This is a genomic window from Tessaracoccus pujii (genome assembly GCF_054483895.1).
Map to the genome: position 1 here is coordinate 2770272 of NZ_CM137012.1, position 16743 is coordinate 2787014.

Annotated in this window: 16 protein-coding genes; 11 read left to right on the forward strand and 5 right to left on the reverse strand. The window is 68.4% G+C overall.

Annotated features, from left to right (window positions below; all coding sequences use genetic code 11):
* The first annotated feature begins 6 nt into the window (after nt 1–6).
* Nucleotides 7–894, forward strand: a complete 888-nt coding sequence (locus ACX1D0_RS13170; protein WP_459018451.1) for a phosphoribulokinase — start codon at nt 7–9, stop codon at nt 892–894.
* A 99-nt stretch (nt 895–993) separates the two neighbouring features.
* Here ACX1D0_RS13170 and ACX1D0_RS13175 read toward each other — a convergent pair whose 3' ends face one another.
* Nucleotides 994–2034 (reverse strand): sodium:calcium antiporter, encoded by a 1041-nt coding sequence (locus ACX1D0_RS13175; RefSeq protein ID WP_459018452.1) that lies wholly within the window; start codon nt 2032–2034, stop codon nt 994–996.
* A 287-nt stretch (nt 2035–2321) separates the two neighbouring features.
* On the opposite strand from ACX1D0_RS13175, the gene ACX1D0_RS13180 reads away from it, so the two are divergent.
* Nucleotides 2322–2873: a hypothetical protein gene (locus ACX1D0_RS13180; RefSeq protein WP_459018453.1), complete on the forward strand. Its 552-nt coding sequence runs from the start codon at nt 2322–2324 to the stop codon at nt 2871–2873.
* Between the two features lie 81 nt (nt 2874–2954).
* Here ACX1D0_RS13180 and ACX1D0_RS13185 read toward each other — a convergent pair whose 3' ends face one another.
* Both ACX1D0_RS13185 and ACX1D0_RS13190 read right to left on the reverse strand, forming a co-directional pair.
* Nucleotides 2955–3761, reverse strand: a complete 807-nt coding sequence (locus ACX1D0_RS13185; RefSeq protein WP_459018454.1) for a GntR family transcriptional regulator — start codon at nt 3759–3761, stop codon at nt 2955–2957.
* Nucleotides 3762–3961: 200 nt separating this feature from the next.
* Nucleotides 3962–4981, reverse strand: a complete 1020-nt coding sequence (locus ACX1D0_RS13190; protein WP_459018455.1) for a LacI family DNA-binding transcriptional regulator — start codon at nt 4979–4981, stop codon at nt 3962–3964.
* Nucleotides 4982–5096: 115 nt separating this feature from the next.
* Here ACX1D0_RS13190 and ACX1D0_RS13195 point away from each other — a divergent pair, with 115 nt between their 5' ends.
* The 7 genes from ACX1D0_RS13195 (at nt 5097) to ACX1D0_RS13225 (ending at nt 12925) form a co-directional block, all read left to right on the forward strand.
* Complete coding sequence (locus tag ACX1D0_RS13195) at nt 5097–6272, forward strand: Gfo/Idh/MocA family protein (RefSeq protein WP_459018456.1); 1176 nt, start codon at nt 5097–5099, stop codon at nt 6270–6272.
* Complete coding sequence (locus ACX1D0_RS13200; RefSeq protein WP_459018457.1) at nt 6269–7270, forward strand: sugar phosphate isomerase/epimerase family protein; 1002 nt, start codon at nt 6269–6271, stop codon at nt 7268–7270. Before ACX1D0_RS13195 ends, ACX1D0_RS13200 begins: the two co-directional genes overlap by 4 nt.
* 153 nt (nt 7271–7423) lie before the next feature.
* Nucleotides 7424–8437: a sugar ABC transporter substrate-binding protein gene (locus ACX1D0_RS13205; RefSeq protein ID WP_459018458.1), complete on the forward strand. Its 1014-nt coding sequence runs from the start codon at nt 7424–7426 to the stop codon at nt 8435–8437.
* A 4-nt stretch (nt 8438–8441) separates the two neighbouring features.
* Nucleotides 8442–9956 (forward strand): sugar ABC transporter ATP-binding protein, encoded by a 1515-nt coding sequence (locus ACX1D0_RS13210; protein ID WP_459018459.1) that lies wholly within the window; start codon nt 8442–8444, stop codon nt 9954–9956.
* Complete coding sequence (locus ACX1D0_RS13215; protein WP_459018460.1) at nt 9953–10942, forward strand: ABC transporter permease; 990 nt, start codon at nt 9953–9955, stop codon at nt 10940–10942. The genes ACX1D0_RS13210 and ACX1D0_RS13215 overlap by 4 nt, the downstream gene beginning before the upstream one ends.
* A 68-nt stretch (nt 10943–11010) precedes the next feature.
* Complete coding sequence (locus ACX1D0_RS13220; protein ID WP_459018461.1) at nt 11011–12018, forward strand: Gfo/Idh/MocA family protein; 1008 nt, start codon at nt 11011–11013, stop codon at nt 12016–12018.
* Nucleotides 12019–12046: 28 nt separating this feature from the next.
* Nucleotides 12047–12925 (forward strand): sugar phosphate isomerase/epimerase family protein, encoded by an 879-nt coding sequence (locus tag ACX1D0_RS13225; RefSeq protein ID WP_459018462.1) that lies wholly within the window; start codon nt 12047–12049, stop codon nt 12923–12925.
* A 3-nt stretch (nt 12926–12928) separates the two neighbouring features.
* Here ACX1D0_RS13225 and ACX1D0_RS13230 read toward each other — a convergent pair whose 3' ends face one another.
* Together ACX1D0_RS13230 and ACX1D0_RS13235 are read right to left on the reverse strand one after the other, a co-directional pair.
* Entirely contained in the window at nt 12929–14125 is a 1197-nt protein-coding gene (locus tag ACX1D0_RS13230; RefSeq protein ID WP_459018463.1) for an NAD(P)/FAD-dependent oxidoreductase, read from the reverse strand.
* Nucleotides 14122–14313: a ferredoxin gene (locus ACX1D0_RS13235; RefSeq protein ID WP_459018464.1), complete on the reverse strand. Its 192-nt coding sequence runs from the start codon at nt 14311–14313 to the stop codon at nt 14122–14124. Before ACX1D0_RS13235 ends, ACX1D0_RS13230 begins: the two co-directional genes overlap by 4 nt.
* 134 nt (nt 14314–14447) lie before the next feature.
* On the opposite strand from ACX1D0_RS13235, the gene ACX1D0_RS13240 reads away from it, so the two are divergent.
* Complete coding sequence (locus ACX1D0_RS13240; protein WP_459018465.1) at nt 14448–15380, forward strand: LysR family transcriptional regulator; 933 nt, start codon at nt 14448–14450, stop codon at nt 15378–15380.
* Between the two features lie 129 nt (nt 15381–15509).
* Complete coding sequence (locus tag ACX1D0_RS13245; RefSeq protein ID WP_459018466.1) at nt 15510–16703, forward strand: cytochrome P450; 1194 nt, start codon at nt 15510–15512, stop codon at nt 16701–16703.
* The last annotated feature ends 40 nt before the right edge of the window (nt 16704–16743 follow it).

Sequence of the window (16743 nt, forward strand, 5' to 3'; positions counted from 1 at the left end):
GCGGACGTGTCCGAGAGATATCCCATCGTCGCCATCACGGGCTCCTCGGGAGCCGGGACGACCACCGTCACCGAGACCTTCGCGCAGATCTTTGCCCGGGAGTCGATCACGTCGTCCGTCGTCCATGGTGACTCCTTCCACCGCTACGACAGGGAGGAGATGAAGAAGGTGTACGCCGAGGCCGGCGAGAGCGCACCCAGTCATTTCGGGCCGGAGGCGAACCTCTTCGCCGAACTGGAGGAGTTGTTCGCGGAGTATGGCCGAACCGGCGCCGGTAAGGTCCGCCAGTACGTCCACGACGACGACGAGGCCCGCCTGTACGGGCAGGCGCCCGGCACCTTCACCCCGTGGCGCGACCTCCCTGGGGGCACGGACCTCCTCTATTACGAGGGGCTGCACGGCGCCGTCCGCACGGACACCGTCGACGTCGCCAGGCACGTCGACCTGCGCATCGGGGTGGTGCCGATCATCAACCTCGAGTGGATCCAGAAGCTGCACCGCGACCGCAGCAAGCGCGGCTACTCGACGGAGGCGGTCACCGACACCATCCTGCGCCGGATGCCCGACTACGTGCACTTCATCTGCCCGCAGTTCTCCAACACCCACATCAACTTCCAGCGGGTCCCGGTGGTGGACACGTCGAACCCCTTCATCGCGGGGTGGATCCCGACGCTGGACGAGTCGATGGTGGTGATTCGGTTCGCGGATCCCCGCGGCATCGATTTTCCCTACCTGCTGTCGATGATCGACGGGTCCTTCATGTCCCGCGCCAACAGCATCGTCGTTCCGGGCGGGAAGATGCACCTGGCCATGCAGCTGATCTTCACCCCGTTGATCTGGCGGCTGGCAGAGGCGAGCCGGAAGGTGCGGGCCCGCGCCGGCTCACTCGCCTGAGGCCGGAACCCAGAGACACATCGGTGCATCCCAGACAGGGCATCGGGGCGCTGCTCCCGAGAGGAGCAATCGCCGCCGGGAAGCCGGCGCGCGGCAGGCCTACTGCGGCTGGAGCGTGACCAGCATGACCGCGTTGCCCGCGTAGACCACGAGCATGAGGGCCGCGTCTCCTGCCAGGAGGAACCTTTTGCCGCGGGAGGGCGGGTTGGTGAGCCCGATGATCGCGATCGCCGACATCGCGATGGTGGTCATCACCGTGAAGAGATGGCTGGGGGAGGCATCGGCGAGGAGGAGTCCGTCGGTGTAGGCCACGTCGTCGATGGCCAGGATGAGGATGTTGAACAGGTTGGAGCCCAGGATGTTGCCCACTGCCAGGTCGATGGCACCCATCCGGATGGCGGCGAGCGACACGGCCAACTCCGGCAGCGACGTCGACAACGCGAGGAACACGGTGCCGACGTAGGACTCCTCGAGCCCGGACATCCGCGCGATCACCTCGGCAGCCGGCGGCAGAAGGACGGCCGCCACCACGACGATGCCGGCGAACCACGCGTACCGGGCGACCACCTGGCGGAGGCTGAGGCCGGCGGTCGCGGCGTCGCGCGGGCCCAGGGTCTCGTCCAGTGGCGGCTGCACGCTGGGGTCGGGGGGGATGCCCCTTGCGTGGCGGAAGATGAGGCGGACCGAGCCCAGGTAGAGCCCCAGGAACACCAGCGATGAGAGGCCGATCCATGGGGTGAGCGCCAGTGAGTCCCCGGTCAGGAGGCCGATCCCCACGGTGGCGAGCAGCACGATGCCCAGCGCTGCTGCCAGCACATGCGAGGGGGAGGCGACGGCGAAGAGTCGTCGGCGGGACGGGACGAAGATGTCGAGGCTGGCCAGGATGAGAAGGTTGATCGCGCAGCTGCCGAGCACATCGCCCACGGCGAGGTCCGCCGAGCCGACGAGGGCCGAGGAGCTGACACCGACGATGAGTTCGGGCAGGGACGTCACCGACGCCATGAGGATGAGGCCCACCCACGCGCTGCCCCAGCCACTGAGGTCCGCGATGCGGTCGCCGTAGCGCGACAGCCGACCCCCGGCGACGAAGATCGCGGTGGCACAGGCTACGAAGCCGATGACGGCGACAAGGTCTGACATCTCACCCATCCCAGGCTGTGTGGTGCCGACGCTACTCTGCAGCGGCTCACGGCGGACCGCCATGAATCAACTGGCGCCGATCCCCTTGACTTCTGACACTGATTGCCGGGCCTGTCACTGGGGGAGGCCGTCCTACGGCTCGGCGTGCGCACCTGGACCGCGGGACATGCCTCTCGCGGCGCCCCGCATGAGGGATCACATCCGCCCGGGGGAGGGGGCGATGTTTAGTACCAAACTCTTGTGGGTAATTCAGAGGTGACGATCCGCATCTAGGAAAGGACTCATCCATGAACGCCTCAATCAAGAAGCGCCTCAGCTCGATCGTGATCGCAGGCGCCTTGTCGGGCGCGCTGATCGGCGCTCCCGCCTTGGCCACCGTCGCCTACGCAGCCCCGCCGGTCGGGTCCCCGAATGCCCCTGCACAGGACCTACTTCAGGTTGACGGAACCATCCGCACCGTCGGCGCTTTTAGCGGAACCATCTCCGATCTGGCCGTCGAGCGCGTCGGCGACGTGCTCCAGTTGTCGGGCACCATCACCGGCGAGGGCATCCCCGACGGCAGCGCCGGCTTCGTGGCTGACATTGTCGGTCTGGAGGCCAACGACGCGTGCACCGTGCTCGACCTGGACCTCGGGCCCCTTCACCTTGACGTGCTCGGCCTGGTTGTCGATCTCAACGAGGTGGAGCTCGACATCACGGGGGTGACGGGCGCAGGGAACCTCCTGGGCAACCTTGTGTGTGCGGTCGCTGGTCTGCTCGACAACAACGGTGGCGGCGCGCTGAACGGTATCAGTGCCCTGCTGAACCGCCTGCTGTCTGGGCTGGGTCTGGCGCTCTGACCCCACCCCCTCACAGACACGGGTCGCCGGCATGAGGCCGGCGGCCCGTTGTCGCGCGTGGACGGTGACAGTGCCCAAGGTCTAGTGAGGCAGGGTGTCGGCTCGCAGGGCGCCGTCCTGTCCGGCGCGGACGGTGAGGTCGAACTCGTAGCGGTCCGCGCGGTAGGTGTGCTCGCCGAGCTCGACGGGCCGGCCCACCTCGTCGAAACTGAGCCGGGTCATGGTGAGCACGGGGTCCGAAGTGCCGAGCTTGAGCAGTTCGCGCTCGCCGGGGGTGGCGCGTCGCGACCCGATCGTCTGGCTGGCGAGCTGGGGATTGATCCCGTGCCGGCGAAGCGTCGGGTAGAGCCCGTGCAATTCCAGGTCCGAGAACCTCACCGCCGAACCCGACGGCGGCAGCCAGTTCCGCAGGATGGCCAGTGGCGCGCCGTCGACGAAACGCAGTCTCTCGAGGTGGAGCAGTGGGGTCTTTGTCCCGGCGCGAAGCTGATGGGCGGCTCGTTCGTCGAGGACGGGGTACTCCATGACCAGCAGGCGGGTGGATGGCGTGCGTCCCGCGGCAATGAGGTCGCCGTGGAGGCTGGAGAGCCCGCCGCGCCGCTCGAGGCTCCGGTGGGCCACGACGGTGCCGAGTCCCCGCCCCCGGACGAGCAGGCCGTGGTTGACCAGTTCGGCCATGGTGCGGCGGATGGTCAGCCGGGACAGCCCGAGGCGCTCAGCCAGCGACAGCTCCTGCTCGAAGCGTTCCCCCGGCATCAGCCGGCCGTCGAGGATCGCGGCGGCCAGCTGGTCGTAGAGCTGCTGGTACAGCGGGACCGAGCTCGCCCGGTCCAGGAGGACGGGCACGTGTGGGGGGTGGGGGACCGCCTGGCTGGCTGCGACGCCCATGGGATCGCCTCTCCGGTGAAGCTGGATGTACTGACATTTCGATGGTAGTATGGAGCGCTCCAAGTTGCAAGGAGATGTTTGTCAGGCACTGTGTCAGCGATGAAGGCTGTGCTCACCAGGGTCCCCAACCCTTCGAGACGGTGGCGGTCGCTTGGCGATGCCGACCTCGCCAGGTAGACGGTCGGGCTCGCCGGCGCGCCTCAGGGAGCCGAGGGGCGGGGGACCGTCACGGACGACGATCGCACCACGAGGCGGCTGGGGATGACCACCGACTGGACGGAAGCCTCCGGATCCGCCAGCCGGCGCAGGATGAGTTCCCCACACGCCACGCCGACGTCGAAGCCGCGGTTGTCGACGGTGGTGAGGTCGAGGAAGCGGCTGCGCGCGAACTGGGAGTTGTCGTAGCCGATCAGCGCGGCGTCGGCAGGCACCTCGCGACCCACCTCGCGGAGCGCGGCACGCGCGCCGAGGGCCATGGTGTCGTTGGCCGCGAAGACGGCGGTGACGTCCGGGTGGCGACGCAGCAGCTCGACGGTGCCCGCGTACCCGCCGTCCTCGTTGGTGGGGTTGGGCTGGCCCGCCACGCGCGGTTCCTGCCCGATGGAGCCCATGAACTCCAGGTACGCCTCGCGACGCTTGGCGGCGGCGCCACCCTGGCCGGTGACGTGCCCGATGCGTTCATGCCCTAGTGAATGCAGGTGCTGCATGAGGAGACGCACCCCCAGCTCCTGATCGCTGACCACGTGGTCCGCGCCGGTGACGTCGTGCAGACGCGTCCCCTCGACGACGGTCGGGATCCCCAGATCCGGGAGCTGGCGGCCCGGTTCCGCAGCGATGACCAGCGCGTCGACCTGGTTGTCGAGGAAGCCGTCGACGGCGTTGACCAGAGCGCCGCCCACCTCGTGCTGCTCGCGGATGGCGACGTGCATCCCCTCCGGGCCCAGCGCGGCACGGAGCCCGCGCAGCACCTCGACGAACCAGGGGTTCTGGAAGTCGTCGATGATGAGGCCCACCGTCTTGGTCCGCTTGCTCGCGAGATTGGCGGCGGCGCGGCTACGGCGGTAACCGAGCTTGTCGATGGCCTCCAGGACGGCTGTGCGCTTGGCCGCGGCCACCAGGTCTGAGTCGTTGAGCACGAGCGACACCAGCGACTTGGACACGCCGGCCTCGCGGGCGACGTCGTAGATCGTCGGCCGCGTCGGGCGGGGCGTGGGGCTCACAGGAGTCTCCTTCAGGCTGTCCGAAAGTCTAGCCGGACCCCTATTGACAGAACATTTTCCATGCGTCTACAGTGATCCTACTTGGAACGCTCCAAGCATACATCAAGGAGGATGAATGAGCATCGGCATCGCCGTGATCGGGGCGGGTATGGCTGGCAAGTCCCACGCCGCCGCCTACCGTGTGGCACCGACCCTCTACCAGCCCACGCTGCCCGAACTTCGCTACGTGTCGATCGGCGACGTGAACGCCGCCGTCGGCGAGGCCACGGCGAAGCGGTACGGCTACGAGAGAAGCGACACGGACTGGCGCGCCATCGCCGAGGATCCGACCATTCAGGTGGTCAGCGTCGTCATCGCCAACAGCCTGCACCTCGAGGTGGTCAAGGGCCTGCTCGAGGCCGGCAAGCACGTGCTGTGCGAGAAGCCCCTCGCCGACACCCTGGAGTCCGCCCGCGAGATGGCGCGCCTGGCCCGCGAGGCCTCGTCGCTCGCCCGCATCGGCCTGACCTTCCGCCGCCAGCCCGGCATCGCCGCCATCAAGAACTGGATCGAGGACGGCACGCTCGGCAAGGTCCTCCACTACTCCGGCCGCTACTGGTGCGACTACGGCTGCAACCCCAACGGCCCGATCAGCTGGCGCTACAAGGGCCCGATGGGCTCCGGCGCGCTCGCCGACGTCGGCAGCCACCTGACGTACCTCTCCGAGTTCCTCGTCGGCGACGACATCCGCTCCGTCGCCGGCGGCGCCTTCGTCACCGCTGTCAAGGAGCGCCCCGTTCCGCTGGGTGCGGTTGTCGGCCACGGCCTGGCCGCGGTCTCCGATGTCAAGGAGCCCGTCGAGAACGACGACTACGCCACCTACACCGCGCTCTTCGGCGAGGTCCGGGGCAGCCTGGAGGTCTCCCGCGTGGCGGCAGGCTACCCCAACGGCCTCAACTTCGAAGTCTTCTGCGAGAACGGCGCCGCCAGTTTCCACCAGGACACCCCGTCGCAGGTGCGCCTCTACCTGCACGACGACGAGCCCGGCAAGAACGGCTACCGCACCGTCAATCTCGGCTCGGATCACCCCTACGTTGCCGGCGGCATGGCCATCGACGTCTCGGGTGTGGGCTTCGGCCAGAACGAGGGCTTCGCCTTCCAGGCCCGCGCCTTCCTGGAAGAGGTCGCCGGCATCCCCGAGGCCGATTCCCTCCCCCGCAACGCCTCCTTCGACGAAGGCGTCCACAACATGGAAATTCTCGCCGCGGTCGCTGAGTCGGCTGCCAACAACGGAAAGACGGTGAACCTGTGAAGCTCGGTGTCTACAACGCGGTCCTGCACGACCGCCCCCTTGAGGACGCGCTCAAGGTGATCGCGGGTCTCGGCCTCAACGGAATCGAGATCAACTCGGGCGGCTTCCTGCCCCCCACCCACATCCAGAACATCGACGAGATCGCCGCCGATCCCGCCGCGGCCAAGGCCTACCTGGCCCGCTTCGAGGGCAGCGGCGTCGAGATCGCCGGCCTCAATTGCAACGGCAACCCCCTGCATCCCAACCGCGAGATCGGCGAGAAGCACGCCGAGGACATCCGCCGGTCCATCCGCGCGGCCGCAGCGCTGGGACAGAACCGGGTCGTCACCATGTCGGGCCTGCCCGGCGGTGAGCCCGGCGCCAAGTTCCCCAACTGGATCGTGAACGCCTGGAACTCCGCCGCGCTCGACGTCCTGGACTACCAGTGGGAAATCGCCGCCGCGTTTTGGAGCGACATCGACCAGCTGGCCAAGGACCACGGCGTCAAGGTGGCTCTCGAGCTGCACCCGCAGAACATCGTGTTCAACGCCCGCGACATCCGTAAGCTCGTGGAGCTCACCGGCGCCACACACGTCGGAGTCGAGATGGACGCCTCGCACCTGTTCTGGCAGCAGGCCGATCCGGTAGCCGTGGTGCGCGAGCTCGGCCCGCTGATCTTCCATGCCGCGGCCAAGGACATCCGCATCAACACCGAGAACGCCAAGCTCAACGGCGTCCTGGACAACGGCTTCCGCCGCATGGGCGCGGACGAGGCTCGGGTCAACCTCGGCGGCGACGAGTGGGCCAACGAGTGGCCGAAGGACTCCTCCTGGGACTTCGTCGCCCTGGGCAAGGGCCACGACACCGCCTACTGGACCGAGTTCATCCGCGTGCTCCACGAGGTGGACCCCGACATGTGCCTCAACATCGAGCACGAGGACACCGAGCTCGGCCGGATCGAGGGCCTCGAAGTGGCCGCCAAGGTCCTCACCGACGCCTGGGCCGCGTTCAAGGCCTGACGCGCACCCATCGGGCCCCACTCGACGGTGAGTGACGGCTCCAGACAACACCCCACCTGCTCGTCGGGGGACCCCACCCCCGACGAGCGTGGGACCCGCCAGACCTGGCGCCAGTCCCACCACCGCGCACGTCCCCAACGAAGGAGATTCAACATGCGGAAGATATTGACAACCACGATTGCCGCCCTCAGCGTGGTCGCGCTCGCTGCCTGCAGCGGCACGGCCGACCCCGCCACCTCCGGCTCCGCCTCCGGCGACGCCGGCGGCGACACCATCAAGCTGGGCATCGCGCTTCCCGCCGGTAACCAGACCTTCTGGACCGGCTGGATCAAGGGCGCCGAGGCCGAAGCCGAGCGGCTGGGCGTCGAGCTCACGATCACCGACGCCAAGAACGATGCCCAGACCATGAACGACCAGGTCAACACCCTGATCGTCAGCGGCGTCCAGGGCATCGCGGTGGCGTCGGTGGACCCCACCGGCAACCAGCCCACGGTCCAGGCCGCCAATGACGCCGGGATCATCATGATCACCTCCAACCGCACCCTGGACATGGAGTACGGCGGCGTCGACGGCGCGAACCCGATCGTGCACACCGGCTTCAACGACTACCAGATGGGCGGATTCCAGGGCGACCTGCTGATCGAGGCCTGCAAGGACATCGATCCCTGCCGTGTCGGGCTTCAGGTGGGCACTCTGGGCGCCACCCCGCAGGTTAACCGCTCCGCCGGCCTCAAGGACAAGATCGCCGACTCCCCGAACATCGAGATCGTGATGGAGGAGACCAACGACTTCGATCCGGTCAAGGCTGCCGACGTCACCCAGACCATGCTGCAGATCGACTCCGACATCAGCTTCCTGCTCGCCCAGACCGACCCCGAGGCGCTGGCCATGGCCACCGTGCTGGCGGAACAGGGCCTGGAGGATGAGATCGGAGTGATCGGCATCGGCGGCTCCCTCGAGGGCACCGAGGCGGTTGCCTCAGGCAAGATGTTCGGCACCGTGAAGGTCTCTGGCAACGATGACGGCGCCACCTCGGTGCGCACGCTCGCCGCGCTGGTCCGAGGTGAGGAGATCGAGGTCGACGACTCCGGTGACCGCCCGACCGTTGTGGTCGACGCGCTGATCATCACCAAGGAGAACGCGGCAGACAACCCCGGGGACTGGTGATCTGATGACCGTCGACCTTCCCCGCATCGAAGCGCGCGGGATTACCAAGATTTTCGCCGGCTTCCGTGCCCTCGACGGCGTGGACCTCACGCTGCACGCGGGGGAGGTCGTCGGTCTCCTCGGCGAGAACGGCGCCGGTAAGTCCACCCTGATCAAGGTGCTGGCCGGCGTCTACATCCCGGAGGGCGGTGAACTCAAGGTCCGCGGCGAGAAGGTGCGCTTCACCGAGCCGATCGACGCGCTCAAGCGCGGCATCGCGACGGTGCACCAGCACAGCTCGCTGGCCAACAACCTCACCGTCGCCCAGAACCTGATGATGGGCCGGGAGCCCGGCGTGTCGTGGCTCCCGTTCTGGATCCGCCAGAAGGCCATCCTGGCCAAGGCCAAGGAGGTGACCGAGCGGTTCGGCATCCAGCTGCCGCTCACCACCCTGGTCGACGATCTCAGCGTGGCGCAGAAGCAGCGCGTCGAGATCGTGCGGGCGGCCGCCGAGGCCGACACGCTGATCATCCTCGACGAGCCGACTGCCGCGCTGAACCCTGATGAGGTCGACGAGCTGTTCGACCTGATCGGCACGCTCAAGGCCACCGGCATCCCGGTGCTCTACGTGAGCCATCGGCTCGACGAGATCCCTCGGATCTGTGACCGCGTGGAAGTGTTGCGCGACGGCCGGAACGTCGGCGGGCTGGACCACGACGACTCGGTGCCCGCCAAGATCATTCCGCTGCTCGTGGGGCGGCAGATGGGAGACCTGTTCCCCGCCCTGCCCACCGTCACCGAGCGGGTGGTCCTCAAGGCGGAGAACGTGAGCGGCAAGTTGGCGCGCAACGTCTCCATGACCCTCCGGGCCGGCCAGATCATCGCCCTCACAGGCGCCATCGGTGCCGGGCAGCGCAACTTCGCCCGCATCGTGTTCGGGGCGGATCGGGGGACAGGCAGCGTCGAGCTGGACGGAAAACCGCTGCAGTTGGGGCATCCGGACCAGGCCGTCCGGGCGGGTATCGGCTACGTCAGCGGCGACCGCGCCACGGACGGGCTCTTTCCCATCCTGCCGGTGTGGCGCAACGCCACCGTCGTCAAGTCCGACGATCTCGCCACGGCGGGCTTCCTGTTCCCCGGGCGCGAGCGCAAGCTCGGCCTCGAGTTGATCAAGCAGTTCGATGTGCGCACGTCGTCGCCGAACAAGGTGATCGCCGAACTCTCCGGCGGCAACCAGCAGAAGGCGTTGCTGGCCCGCTGGGCGGCCGTCAGGCCCAAGCTCCTCATCCTCGATGAGCCGACGCTCGGCGTCGACGTCGGCGCCCGCCGCGAGATCTACGACCAGATCGTCGCTCTGGCCGAGACCGGCATGGCCGTAATCCTGGTGTCGGCGGACCACGCCGAGCTCCAAGGGATGAGCCATCGCGTGATGGTCTTCGCCGACGGCGAGGTGGTCGCCGACATGGAGAGCAAGGACGCCAGCGAGGAAGCAGTCCTGCACGCACGCATCCGCACCAACACTGAAGAGGCAGCATCATGAGCACTACTACGTCAACGGCGGTTGCGCCGGCACCGGCCGCGGTCAAGAAGCAGGATCGCTGGGCCTGGGTGGGCCCCGTCATGAGGCGCAACGGACTTCTGTTCTTCTTCGCCATCCTCCTGGTGGTGTTCTCAATCTCGAGGCCCGAGTTCATGAGCCAGGCCAACATCCGCAACATCCTGATCAGCGCGTCCGTCATCGGCGTGCTGGCCCTGGGCCAGACGGTGGTCATGCTGACCGGCGGCTTCGACATCGGCATCGCCAAGACCGCCGTCGTCGCGGGCATGGTGGTGGCGTTGACCTCGGGCCTGGGGCCCATCGCCCTGCTTCTGGGCGTGGCGGCCACCGCCCTGATCGGCCTGGTCAACGGCGTCCTGATCTCCAGGGCAAAGGTGAACCCGTTCGTGGTCACCCTCGGTATGTTCACCATCCTCACGTCCGTGGCGCTGCTGCTGAACAACGGAGGCTCGGTGATCAACCTGCCGGACTGGCTGATCGGGCTCGTGCAGTGGCAACTCTTCGGGCTCCCCGGCATCATCTGGTGGTTCGGCGGCCTCGCCGTCGTGACGCACATCGCCCTGGCCTACACCCGGTGGGGTGGCCACATCTACGCCGTCGGCGGCAACGCGGAGGCGGCCCGCCTGGCCGGCATCAAGTCCAAGAACGTCCTGGCCTCCGCCTACGTCGTCGCTGCCGTGGTGGGTGGCTTCGCGGGCGTCATGCTGACGTCGCGACTCGGCACCGCTTCCCCGGTGGCGCTGCCCGCCGCCGAGCTGCAGTCGATCGCCGCCGTCGTCATCGGTGGGACGAAGCTCAGCGGCGGCTTCGGCTCCATCCCGCGCACCATGGTCGGTGTGTTGATCCTGGCGGCCCTGCAGAGCGGCCTCGTCCTCATGGGCGTCAACCCGTACTACCAGGGCATGTTCAACGGCGCCATCCTGATCCTCGCGGTCGCGGTGGACGTCATCTTCAGCAAGAAGAAGTAGGTAGCCACGACGGTGGCGGGGCTCGCCGGAGCGGCGGCCCCGCCCCGCACATCGAAAGGGAATGGACCATGACTGTACGGATCGGACTCATCGGGGCCGGAGGAATGGGCCGCGCACACGTCGAGCGGATCGAGCGCGAGCTCGCCGGCGGCAAGGTCGTCGCGGTTGCGGACGTGGACGTCGACGTGGCCCGTGCGGTGGCCGGGCCCATCGGTGCTCGGACCTACGCGACCGGCGCGGAGCTCATCGCCGACGAGGGTGTGGACGCGGTCCTCATCGCCACCTTCGGGAAGGTGCACGCCCCCGACCTGTTGGCGGCGATCGAGGCCGGCAAGTACGTGCTGTGCGAGAAGCCGATGGTCACCACCACGGCGGACGCGCTCGCCGTGCTCGAGGCTGAGCAGAAGGCCGGCAGAAAGCTGATCACCGTCGGCTACATGCGCCGTTTCGACAAGGGGTACCAGCAGATGCGCGCCGCCGTCGAGGCGGGCGAGCACGGCTACCCGACGCTCGTGCACTGCCGGCACCGCAACCCGAGCGTGCCCGAGAACTACACCACCCGCAACATGATCGACGACACCGCCTCGCACGAGATCGACATCTGCCGCTACCTCCTCGGCGAGGAGATCGTCCGGATCCGGATCGACACCCCGCGGGCCACCAGCCACCGGTTCCCGCACCTGCAGGACCCGCTGGTGCTGGTCGCCTACACCGAATCCGGCGTCCGGATCGACGACGAGGTCAACGTCAACCTGCAGTGGGGCTACTCCATCGAGTGCGAGGTGGTGATGGAGACCGGGACCATCCGCCTGGGCGACCAGGAGCAGACCTACATCCGCGACATGGCGGGCAACCGCAATCCGATCTGCCGCAGCCACATCGACCGCTTCCACGACGCCTTCAACGCCGAAGTGGCTCAGTGGATCCGCGCCGTCGAGCGCGACGAGCACACCGGCTCGACGGCGTGGGACGGCTACGCGGCCGTGGCCGTCGTGGAGGCCGCGCTCGCGTCGCTCGACAACGGCGGCGACGAGGTGGCCGTGCAGATGATCGCTAAGCCCGACTTCTACGCCTGACCACCCACTTCACGAACGGACAAATCCCATGGTCGACATCGCCCTTGACCCCAACATGTACTACGCGTCCATGTCGACGGCCGACACCCTGCACAAGGCCGCCGAGCTGGGCTTCAAGTACGTGGAGCTCTCGCCCAACGCCGAGTTCCACTTCTGGCACCGCTACCCGAAGGCCGACGACGACTTCGTCGCCGGGCTGAACAGGGCCCAGAAGGAGTCGGGCGTCAAGGTACGCACGCTCAACCCGGTGTTCAACTGGTCCAGCACCGATGAGACCGAGCGCCAGGCCCACGTGCGCAACTGGCGCCGGCTCCTCGAGCTCGCCGACCAGATCGACGTGCGCGAGATCACCTCGGAGTTCTCCGGCAACCCGAACACCTACCGCGAATGCGAGGCCCAGTGGTACCGCTCCGTCGAGGAGCTCGCGCCGGTGTTCGAGCAGTACGGCATCCGGCTCAACATGGAGGCCCACCCGTACGACTTCGCCGAGCTGCATGACGATGCCATGAGCCTCATCCGCGGGGTGAACCTGCCATGGATCGGCTACGAGTTCTGCTGCCCGCACGCCTTCCACCTGTCCGACGGCAAGGGTGACGTGGAGCGGATGATCCGCGACTCGGCGCCCAAGCTGCGGGAAGTGCACGTCGCGGACGCGCTGAACCACCGGGCCAACGACGGTAACCGCTACATCGTCAACCCGCCTGGGGTGGATGCCCGGGTGCACCAGCACGCTGAGATCGGCAAGGGCGAGGTGCCCTTCGACACCGTCTTCTCGACCCTGCGGGACATCGGCTTCGACGGCGTGGTGTCGGTGTGCGTCTTCGGCTGGCACGAGGACGCCGACAACATCAACCGCCGCATGCTGGAGAGGGTCCAGCGTGAACTCGGCGGCGGTTCCGCCGGCTGAGTCTCAGCCGACGGACGCACTGTTGGGGCCCCAGCCCACGGTCGAGGGAGCCGCCAACCTCCGCAGCCTAGGCACGGGAATGCGGTAGTTGAGCGCCGCAGCGGTGACGGATCCGTCGACGTTGCCCCATCGAAGGAGCCCGGAGCCCTCGTGCGGGGCACCGTCGAGGATCTCGGGTCGGCCGGTGACCGGGGTGGCGCCGACGGCCTTGAGGCTCAGACCGAACTGATCCGTCCAGAAGTAGGGCTGGAATGCCAGCTCCGGGGCGTCATCGTCCCGGAGCGCCGCCACCGCCGCGACCTTCGCCTGCTCGATGGCGCTAGTCCACAACGGGATGCGGCGGATGCCCTGCGGCGTGGGGAAGGACGCCACGTCACCGGCGGCCACGATGTCCGGGCGCACCCTCCCGCGCGTGTCGACGACGAGCGCGCCCCCGGCCAACAGCCCCGAGCCGACGAGCCACTCGAGGTTGGGCACGTCCCCGACCGCGGACACGAGCAGGTCTGCCGTCACCGACGTCCCGTCGGCAAGAGTCACCGTCGGGCGCCCCCCGTCGCCGGCGTGTACCCGAACCGCCGGCGACGCCGCCACGGTCAGGCCGCGTGCCTGGGCGGCGCGGACGAAGACCTGCGAGAGGTACTCGCCGAGCAGGCGCGTCATCGGGCGATCCTGCGCGACGAGCGTGACGCCGCAGCCCGAGGCGAGGCAGGCCGAAGCGAGTTCCATGCCGAGCGGGCCGCCTCCGACCACCACGACCGACGGCTTCGACGCCACCCGTTCGCGCAGCACCCGCGCGTCCTCGACGGTCCGCACGACGAGTTCCTGGACGCCGTCGGCGACGGGCCAACGGTCCGCCAGGCGGCCCGCCCTCGACCCGGAGGCGATGACCAACCGGTCGTAGGGAAGCTCAGATCCGTCGGCGAGCCCGACGATGCGCCGCCCGGCGTCGACGCTCGTCGCCGCGATCCCCAGCCGCTCGGCCGCGTCGTGCCTGGGCGCCGGCAGTTCGTGGGCGGTCATCTCGCCGTCCTCCACGAGGGCGGCCTTCGACAACGCCGGGCGGCTGTACGGGTGGTGGCGCTCCTCGCCCACGACGGTGAGTTCGCCGTCGAACCCGGAGGAGCGTAGCTGGTCGGCCGCGGTCAGGCCCGCGATTCCGTAGCCGACGACGACGATTCGGCGCAGGCCCGCACCGCTCACGCGATCCGCAACGCGGCGACGGGGCAGACGCGGACGGCGGCCAGGGCCGCGTCGATGTCGGCTTGATCGGCAACTGTCTCGACGTCGATGACCAGTTCGCCCTCGTCGTCCAGGTGCATCAGCGACGGCGCGGCCTCCTCGCACAGGCCGTGCCCCTCGCACTTCTCACGATCGACGGTGATCCTCATCTGTACTCCCAAGGTCTCTCGGACGCGCCGCTGCGTCCGGGTCTCCCACGAGTGTCGGAGACCGACGCCCCCTCCACCAAGTAGATTCTTGTCACGGCCACCATGCGTGGCGTGAATATCTCCTGACGGGAGCCATGATGACGGTGCAGCCCAGGCCCGCGATGGACGCCGACCTGGCCCGGTTGGCGTCCATCAACCTCAACCTGCTGGTTCCCCTGTTGGCCCTCCTCGAGGAGCGCTCGGTGACACGGGCCGCGGAGAAGGTGGGGTTGTCGCAACCGGCGATGAGCCACGCGCTCCGCCGGCTGCGTCGCCTCCTGGGCGACGAGTTGCTCGTCCGGGACGGAAAGGGCATGCGGCTGACCCCGATGGCCTCGGAGGCGCTGGAGCCCCTCGAGCGCGTTCTTCACTCGACTGCCCGCCTCGTGCAGGGGGCCAACTTCGACCCAGGGACCACCAGGCGGGTCATCACCGTGGCCCTGACGACGAGCACCGCCTTCTTCATGGGCGGCGCCCTCGCCCGGCTGCTCGCCGAGCGGGCCCCGCTGGCGGGACTGCTGCTGGAGACCACCGATCCCACGTCCGGCGCCGTGTTCTCCGAGCAGGGCGCCGACGTCGCATTGCTGTCCGAGGGGCTCCCCACACGACTGCCACGCGAGCGGCTCTACGACGATCGCTGGGTGGTCATCACCCACGCCGGCGCTCCCAGGGACGCCACCGCCGTGGAACTCCTCGCGGGGCTGCCCCATGTCGCCTCCGGCGTGTTGCAGGATCGGGCCCGCCCCTACGAGGTCCTGGACCAGCATCGGGTGGCCTACACGGTCCGGCACCGCGTCACCGACAACATGATGATTCCGGGCCTCGTGGCCAACACCGGAGGAGTCGCGGTCCACCGGTTCCGCGTGGCCACGGCGCTGCAGAGGTACTTCGACCTGAGGATCGAGGAATTCCCGTTCCCGATCCGTGGCCTGGGGATCGACCTCGTGTGGAACCCGTGGCTCAGCGACCAGACCTTCACGGCCTGGCTGCGCGATGTGCTGTTCGACGCCGTCGCCTCGGTCCGGTGACGCCTGGTCGCACGCGGGACATGCGCGCTGTGCATGATCGGTATGCCAAACGGCGTCTTGCCGCATGGCCAGCGCTCCCGTTCACTGGACAGAACCAGTCGCCCCCGTGACCCAGTGAGGTGTCAGACCATGACCGTGGACCAGTCGACCCTGCGAGAGCTCGCGACGTCGGACGTCGATCTCTTCTCCGACGAGATCCTGCTCGATCCCTACCCGACCTTCGCCGCGCTCCGTGAACGGGCTGCCGTCGTCTACCTCCCCAAGAACGACGTGTACGCCTTCACCCGCTACGCCGAGATCCGCGACGCGTTGGCCAACCATGAGGTCTTCTCCTCCGCGAAGTTCGCCTTCAACGACACGATGAACGACATCCTGAAGGGCACGTCGCTCACCACCGACCCGCCGGACCACGCACCTCTCCGCGCAGCACTGACGGAAAACCTCGCGCCTCGCGCGCTCCGCGGCATGAAGGCCGAGATCGACGAGAAGGCCGACACCATGGTCGCTGAGCTCGTCGAGCGCGGCTCCTTCGACGCGGTGGACGACCTGGCCCGCGCTCTCCCGCGGCTCGTCGTGGCCGACCTCATCGGGATCTCCGGCGAACCGCGCGACAACATCCTGCGCTGGGGCGAGGCGGCGTTCAACGTCCTCGGCCCCATGAACCAGCGCACGGCCGAGAACTTCCCTGTCGCGGGGGAGCTGTTCGGATGGGCCTCAGGCGTCACGGCCGACGATCTCGCGCCAGGATCCATGGGCCGCGCGATCTTCGATGCGGCCGGGCGCGGCGCCATCCCTGCCGGTGCGGCGCCCAAGATCATCCACCAGTACGTGGCCGCGGGCATGGACACGACCGTGTCGTCGATCGGCAACGCGATCTATCACCTGGCCCGCAACCCGGACCAGTTCGAGATCCTGCGGGCGGACCCCTCCCTCGTGCCGTCGGCGTTCAACGAGGTGCTGCGGATCGAGGCCCCGCCGCACGCGTTCTCGCGTCTGGTGCGCTCCGACGTCGTGATCGACGGGACCCTCGTTCCGAAGGATGCGCGGCTGGCGCTCCTGTTCGGATCGGGCAACCGCGACCCGCGGCACTACGACAACCCCGACACGTTCCAGGTGCGAAGGAACCCGATCGATCACCTGTCCTTCGGCTACGGGCCGCACACCTGCGCGGGGCAGGGCCTGGCGCGGCTGGAGGCGCACGCGGTGCTCGACGCCCTCGTCCGACGGGTGAGGAGCTTCGAGGTGGGAGAGGGTCGGCGCAAGATCAACAACGCGACGAGGGGCTACGACTCGCTTCCGGTCACGTCTCTGGTCGCCGCCTGATCGCGCCAAGGGCCCCGCATCTCGTCGCAGCGGACCGGGT